Consider the following 6,904-nt stretch of genomic DNA (forward strand, 5'->3'; position numbering starts at 1 on the left):
AAAGTCGTATTTATGCTGGTCACGAGGGTGATCTCCTGGTCGGGATAGCGGCGTGGCGGCGTAAGGCTCGAGCGGTGTTGGCGAAACCAGCGAACCGGAGCAGGCTGATCACCAGGGTGCGGAGAGCAGCCAGGACCTGGGGACCGCTGCCGGTGCGAGCCCGATGCGGGCCCTCACCCAACGTGACGCCATTAAAGCCGGGAGTCGGGTTTTTCGGGAGACGACGTCGGCATCGATGCCGAGGGCGATTCCGCCGCCGTCCCACGCCGCCCCGCTCCCCATCCGAATGTGGATCAACCAGCCCCAGTGACGATCGAGACCGAGAATGCGCTGCCAAGAGCCGACCCGCCCGCGGGAAACGTCCGGGTGGCGCAGGTCACCTCGGCGAGGCGCGCGGGTGGCGACACTGGCGTGGTCCGGCCCGGACGTGTGTTTCGTCGGGGTGCGCGCCGTTTGGTCTGGTTGCCGACATTGACACGAGCTGGCGTGCGGGGGCATCCTGGCCGGGCAGCACCTCGTTCGGTGAGGCGTCTGCGCGGACATAGGCCACTGACCTTGAACGTCGAGAGACGCCCCGGGTCAGGACAGCTCTCCCCGGGCTAAGGGGTGAGCCCAAGTGGCTTCCCGGTGGGGATTACGCCGCGCAGTGCCAAAGCTCTGACGAGGAGGGGTGCTCGGTGTCGCCCGGCTTCGGCCGGGTGTGGTTGTCGCGGTCACCCCGCCTGGACTAGTCGCGCCTGCGGGCGCCTGGTGGGAGGGGGGTGGCGGGATGAGTCCCGGCCATAGTTGCCGTCTGTCCTGGGCTGACTCGGTGACCCCCGTCGCCTCGGTGACCCCCCTCGCCTGAGCCTGCCCCGTCAGACTGATGATCTAGCCGAGCAGTCCCGTCGCAGGTGAGACGACCACGTCGGGCGGCATCAGCCAGCTGCGCACCGTCGGGAGGTCGTTGCGCAGCGGCTGCCGCCCCGGCCTGACCCTGCCGACATAACCATGCGGGCGGACGCGGATGCCGTTCGCGGCCCGGGAAGCTGACGTGATGACTGTCGTGGAGAACGCGTTTTACGCCGCCGACCGGCGCTTGGCGCGGCCGGGCTCGCTGGGCGAGACCTACCAGTTGCTGCGGGACCGCCGGGGCCGGAACAAGCAGGATCTGGCGTGGATCGGTCTGGTCCACCCGGACGAGCGGGAGATCGCTTCGATCGCGGCCGAGTTCGACCTGCACGAGCTGGCGATCGAGGACGCGGTGCAGGCGCATCAACGGCCGAAGCTGGAACGGTACGGCAAGACCCTGTTCGTGGTGTTGCGGGCCGCCCGCTATGACGACGCGCGGGAAGAGGTTGACTTTTCCGAACTGCACGTCTTCGTCGGGGACGACTTCGTCATCACAGTTCGGCACGGGGATGCGCCGGATCTGCCTCGGGTGCGCCGGCGGATGGAGTCCGACCCGGAGCTGTTGGCCCACGGCCCGGAGGCGGTGTTGTACGCAATCCTGGACCGGGTCGTCGACAATTACGCCCCGGTGGTGGACGGGTTGGTGAACGACATCGACGAGATCGAGACCGAGGTGTTCAGGGGAGATCCGGCGGTGAGCCGGCGCATTTACGAGCTGTCCCGTGAGGTCATCGAGTTCCAGCGGGCGGCCAAGCCGCTGCTGGGCATGCTGGACGCGCTGGCCGCGGGGTTCGCCAAGTACGGCGTGGACCCCGAGCTGCAGCAGTACCTGCGGGACGTGTCCGACCACGCGGTGGGCGTGGTGGAGCGAATCGAGGGGTTCCGCCAACTGCTGGCGAACATCCTGACCGTCAACGCCGCGCTGGTCGGGCAGCGGCAGAACGAGGAGATGAAGACGCTGACCGAGTCGAGCCTCGCGCAGAACGAGGAGGTCAAGAAGATCTCGGCCTGGGCGGCCATCCTCTTCGCGCCCACCCTGATCGGCACTGTGTACGGGATGAATTTCGAGACCATGCCGGAACTGAGCTGGGAGTTCGGGTACCCGTTCGCGCTCGGCCTGATGGCCTTGGTGTCCATTATGCTGTACGTGATCTTCAGGCAGCGGCGGTGGCTGTGACCAGCGCGAGGAGGACGAGGGCGTCGGCTGGCCCACGTATCGTGAGGTTGCCGCCGGTGTGGATTGCACAGCCCGCTCCGGCTTCCTCGAACAGCCGGTTACGTATCGCCCCGCAGGCTCGTGAGCGGCGGCTCGTACGCGGAAACTGGGGCGTATGGCGAGCGGCAGACTGCGGATCTACCTCGGCGCGGCGCCGGGGGTGGGCAAGACCTACGACATGCTCTGTGAGGCTCAGCGGCGCAAGGCACGCGGAACGGACGTCGTGGTCGGGCTGGTGGAGACCCATGGGCGACCGCGGACCACCGCGTTGCTGGACGGATTGGAGATCATGCCCCGCCGCACGGTCTCCTACCGCGGTGCCACCTTTACTGAGATGGACGTGGATGCGATCCTGGCCCGCGCGCCAGCGGTGGTGCTCGTCGACGAGCTGGCGCACACGACCGTCCCGGGGTGCCGGAACGCCAAGCGTTGGCAGGACGTCCACGAGCTGTTGAACGCGGGCATCGACGTGCTGTCGACGTTGAACATCCAACATCTGGAGTCGCTCAACGACGTCGTGGAAAGGATCACCGGAGTCCCGCAGCGGGAGACCGTGCCGGACGCGGTGGTACGCGCCGCCGAACAAGTCGAACTGGTCGACATGACACCGGAGGCGCTGCGGCGGCGGATGACCCACGGCAACATCTACGGCCCAGACAAGATCGACGCCGCGCTGGGCAACTACTTCCGGGTCGGCAATCTGACCGCGCTGCGGGAGTTGGCACTGCTGTGGCTGGCCGACAAGGTGGACGAACAGCTCGATCACTACCGCACCGAGCATCAGATCTCCGGCATCTGGGAGACGCGGGAGCGGGTGGTTGTCGCACTGACCGGCGGCCCTGAGGACGACACACTGATCCGCCGGGCGGCGCGGATCGCGGATCGCGCCAAGGGTGCGGACCTGCTTGCGGTCCACGTCACCCGATCCGATGGCCTGGCCGGTGCGTCGCCCGCGCATCTGGCCCGGCAGCGGGTGTTGGTGGAGAGCCTGGGCGGCAGCTACCACCAGGTGGCCGGGGACGACATTCCCATCGCGCTGCTGGAATTCGCCCGAGCGGAGAACGCGACCCAGCTCGTGCTCGGCGCGAGCCGGCGCGGCCGGCTGGCCCACATGATCGACCCTGGTATCGGCGTCACGACAACGAAACTGTCCGGGCCGATCGACGTGCACCTGGTCACCCACGAGGAGGTGGGCAAGGGGCGGCTGCTGCCCCGCCGGGCCCGTGAGCTGACCCTCCGGCGGCGGCTTGCCGGTGTCTTGGCCGCGGTCGTGCTGCTGCCGCTGCTGACCCTTGCGTTGACGCACCAGCGGACCGATCTCAACCTGACCAGCAACGTGCTGGGGTTCCTGATCGTGGTGGTCGCCGTGGCGCTGGTGGGCAGCCTGCTGCCGGCGTTGCTGGCCGCGCTTGGCGGCTTGCTGCTGCTGAACTACTACTTCATCCCACCAATACACCGCTTCATCATCGCCGAGAGTAACAACATGCTCGCACTCCTGGCGTTCCTGGCGGTTGCGGTGATGGTGAGCAGCGTGGTCGACCTGGCCGCCCGGCGGACCAGCCAGGCGGTACGCGCTACCGCGGAGGCGGAGATGCTCTCGACCTTGGCCGGGAACGTGCTGCGTGGCGAGCAGGCGCTGCCGGCACTGCTCGCGCAGGTGCGGGAGAGGTTCGGGCTGACCTCGGTCGCCCTGCTCGAACGCGCAGCCGAGGGCGGTCAGAACGGCGCCCACAAGGCAGACCGTCACGGCTGGCGGGTAGTCGACAGCGCCGGGCCCGACCCGTGCCTACGGCCGGACGAGGCCGACACGGAGGTACCGGTCAGCGAGAACCTGACGTTGGTCCTGCGGGGCCGGCCGCTGCCCGCGGCGGACCGCCGGGTACTCACCGCCTTCGCCGCGCAGGCCGCGGTCGCCCTCGAACAGCGGCGGCTGGCCCAGGTGGCAGCGGAAGCCGGGCCACTCGCCGAAGCGGACCGCACCCGCCGCGCCCTGCTCATTGCCGTCAGCCACGACCTGCGCAGCCCGCTCGCCACGGCCTCGGTGGCAGTCGCGAACCTACGCAGCAACGAGGTCGAGTGGAGCGCCGAGGAGCAGGCGGAACTGCTCGCCACCGCTGAGGAAGCGTTGGACCATCTGGCCCGGCTGGTGGAGAACCTACTCGACATGAGCCGGTTGCAGGCTGGACGCCTGAGCGTGTTCCCCGCCCCGGTCGGGCTCGACGACGTGATTCCCGGCGTGCTGCGCGACCTGGGCCCGGCAGCTCGCGACGTGGCTGTGACGGTCCCGGACGACCTTCCGCTGGCCTACGCCGACCCGGCGCTGCTGGAACGGGTGATCGCCAACCTGCTATCCAACGCGACCCGCTATTCACCCCCGGGCCAGCCCCCGCTGATCACCGCTAGTGCGTTGCGCGACCGGATCCAGCTGCGGGTCATCGACCGCGGGCCTGGACTGCCCGCGGAGGACCGTGACCAGGCGTTCACGCCGTTCCAGCGGCTGGGCGACACCGACAACGACAGCGGCATCGGGCTGGGCCTCGCGCTCTCCCGGGGCCTGACGGAGGCGATGGGCGGCACCCTGACGCCGGAGGACACCCCCGGCGGGGGCCTGACCATGGTGGTAACGCTGCCGGTCGCGACGGTCGGCGGGTCCGCCCAGCCGGCGGGCGGTGCGGTCCTCAGATCGCGGGACGGTCAACAGACAACGAGGTCATAGTTTGACGATGAGGTCATGGCTGGACAACGAGGTCACATGTGGATAACGAGGTCATGGCTGGAACCGGTAGCCCATGCCTGGCTCGGTGATGAGGTGGCGGGGCTGTGCCGGGTTGAGTTCAAGTTTGTGGCGCAGCCGGCCGATGTACTGGCGCAGGTAGTGGCTCTGCTCCTTGGGGGCGGGACCGCCGGCCCGGGGCAGCAGATCCCGGTAGGTCAGTAGCTTTTCGGGGTGGCGGACCAGGACGTCGAGCAGGTGCCATTCCGTGGGGGTGAGCCGGACCTCGGCGGGGCCGTCCGGGCGTGCGCTGTCGGGTTTGCGGGTGACGCGCCGTGCGTCGAGGTCGATCAGATAGTCACCCAGGGCGACGGTGAGCGGTTCGGTGGGCGGCGGGGTGCGCCGGACGACGGCGCGCAGCCGGGCGAGCAGTTCGTCGACCCGGAAGGGCTTGGTGACGTAGTCGTCGGCACCGGCGTCCAACGCTACGATCTTATCGCTGCTGCCGGCGCGCCCGGAGAGCACGATGACCGGGGCGGCGGTCCAGCCGCGCAGGGCGTGGATGACGTCGACGCCATCGAGGTCGGGAAGCCCCAGATCGAGCAGGATGATGTCGGGTTCGTGTTCGGCGGCGGCGGCGAGCGCGCGGCTTCCGTCCGCGGCGACGGTGACCTGGTAGCCGCGGGCGCGCAGGGTGATGTGTAGCGCGCGGAGCAGCCGTGGGTCGTCGTCCACCACGAGCACGCTGGTCACGCGTCATCTCCCGGCAGTGAACCGGGCGGTACGGCAGGCAGGGTGCGAATCATCGTGAGGCCTCCGCCGGGGGTGTCCTCGGGGCTGAGCGTCCCGCTACCTGGTCGTCTTGTCGAGGGCCAGGTTCAGGGCGAGGACGTTGACCGTGGGTTCGCCCATGAAGCCCAGCGCCCGGCCGTCTTCGTGGTCGTGGACCAACGCGCGGACCGTGGCCGGGTCGAGGCCGCGTTCCTTCGCGACCCGGTTCACCTGCAGGTAGGCGTAGGCCGGGGAGATGTCGGGGTCGAGGCCGCTACCGGAAGCGGTGACCGCGTCCGCCGGGACCGGGTTGTCCGTGCCCTTACCCGGCCCCTTGATCGGCACAGTGATGCCGGCCGAGTAGTCCTCGCCGGGCTTGGTGCACTCGACCTTGACGCCCTGGTACGTGGCGACGAAGGGCGCGGCCGGGCACTCCTCGTTGATGCTGACGGCCCGGGTGACCGGTCCGGTGGTGCCGCCGGTCCGGAACACCGACAGGACCGCGCCGACGCCGTTCGCGGTGCAGAAGGGACGCCGGCCGTCGGCCCCTTCCAGGTCACCGATGGCCTTGCTGCGGGCGCAGACCTGGGTGAGCAGGCTCTGGCTGCTTTCGTCCTCGTCCTTGGTGGCCGGGTCGTCGAAACTGTCGACAATGTCTTCCGGGCCGAGGTTGGACGCGGACGTTGACGTCGGATCGTACCCGTCGCCGGCCGCCGACGGGCGGGACTGGAAGTATTTGGGGATCGGGTTGCCCTTGTCGTCGGTGAACAGTTGGCCGATCTCGGCTGAACCGACGATCTGGCCGCTGGCGTTCGTGACGAACGAGCCGTTCGCCTTGTCCTTCAGCCCGGGAAGCTGCGCAATGGCCGTGATGACCAGCGGATAGGCGATGCCGGTGAGCACGGTCAGCACGAGCAGTGCGCGGAAGGCGGCGAGATGCTGCCGCACGAAGGAGGGAAGTCGGGTCGCAGGCATGGTTACCGGGCTCCCGGGATGAACTGGATGACAAGGTCGATGAGTTTGATCCCGACGAACGGGATGATCAGACCGCCGACGCCGTAGATGTAGAGGTTGCGACGCAGCATCGCCGACGCGCTGGACGGGGTGTAACGGACGCCGCGTAGCGCCAGCGGGATCAGGGCGAGGATGACGAGCGCGTTGAAGATGACGGCGGAGAGGATCGCCGACTGCGGGCTGTGCAGCCGCATGAGGTTGAGCGTGTCCAGCCCGGGATAGATCGCCGCGAACATCGCCGGGATGATCGCGAAGTACTTGGCGATGTCGTTGGCGATCGAGAAGGTGGTCAGCGCCCC

The 6,904-nt window shown here is 68.8% G+C and carries 4 protein-coding genes, 1 pseudogene and 1 riboswitch; of the genes and pseudogenes, 2 read left to right on the forward strand and 3 right to left on the reverse strand.

Features of this window, described 5'->3' with window-relative positions; genetic code table 11:
• The first annotated feature begins 507 nt into the window (after positions 1-507).
• A riboswitch (M-box (ykoK) riboswitch) is annotated at positions 508-675 on the forward strand.
• A 361-nt stretch (positions 676-1,036) separates the two neighbouring features.
• Both corA and AC08OT_RS12255 read left to right on the forward strand, forming a co-directional pair.
• A complete protein-coding gene (gene corA / locus AC08OT_RS12250) occupies positions 1,037-2,068 on the forward strand; it encodes a magnesium/cobalt transporter CorA (RefSeq protein WP_476593632.1) in 1,032 nt (343 codons plus the stop codon).
• A gap of 154 nt (positions 2,069-2,222) precedes the next feature.
• On the forward strand, positions 2,223-4,823 hold the full coding sequence (locus AC08OT_RS12255) for an ATP-binding protein (RefSeq protein WP_476593631.1): 2,601 nt from the start codon (positions 2,223-2,225) through the stop codon (positions 4,821-4,823).
• Between the two features lie 51 nt (positions 4,824-4,874).
• Here the strand turns inward: AC08OT_RS12255 and AC08OT_RS12260 are convergent, their stop codons facing one another.
• From AC08OT_RS12260 to AC08OT_RS12270, 3 genes and pseudogenes are all read right to left on the reverse strand, one after another.
• Positions 4,875-5,573, reverse strand: coding sequence for a response regulator (locus AC08OT_RS12260; protein WP_462188048.1), 699 nt, complete (start codon positions 5,571-5,573; stop codon positions 4,875-4,877).
• 96 nt (positions 5,574-5,669) lie between these two features.
• Entirely contained in the window at positions 5,670-6,566 is an 897-nt protein-coding gene (locus AC08OT_RS12265; RefSeq protein WP_476593630.1) for a potassium-transporting ATPase subunit C, read from the reverse strand.
• A 2-nt stretch (positions 6,567-6,568) separates the two neighbouring features.
• A pseudogene (locus AC08OT_RS12270) lies at positions 6,569-6,904 on the reverse strand (potassium-transporting ATPase subunit B); the annotation flags it as partial.

The sequence above is a fragment of the Frankia sp. CgJB1 genome (assembly GCF_977947065.1).

What these genes read in the sequence shown, in the direction of transcription:
- AC08OT_RS12265 (WP_476593630.1), bottom strand. Translation starts at nt 6,566, where the DNA reads ATGCCTGCGACCCGACTTCCCTCCTTCGTGCGGCAGCATCTCGCCGCC.
- AC08OT_RS12255 (WP_476593631.1), top strand. Translation starts at nt 2,223, where the DNA reads ATGGCGAGCGGCAGACTGCGGATCTACCTCGGCGCGGCGCCGGGGGTG.
- corA (WP_476593632.1), top strand. Translation starts at nt 1,037, where the DNA reads ATGACTGTCGTGGAGAACGCGTTTTACGCCGCCGACCGGCGCTTGGCG.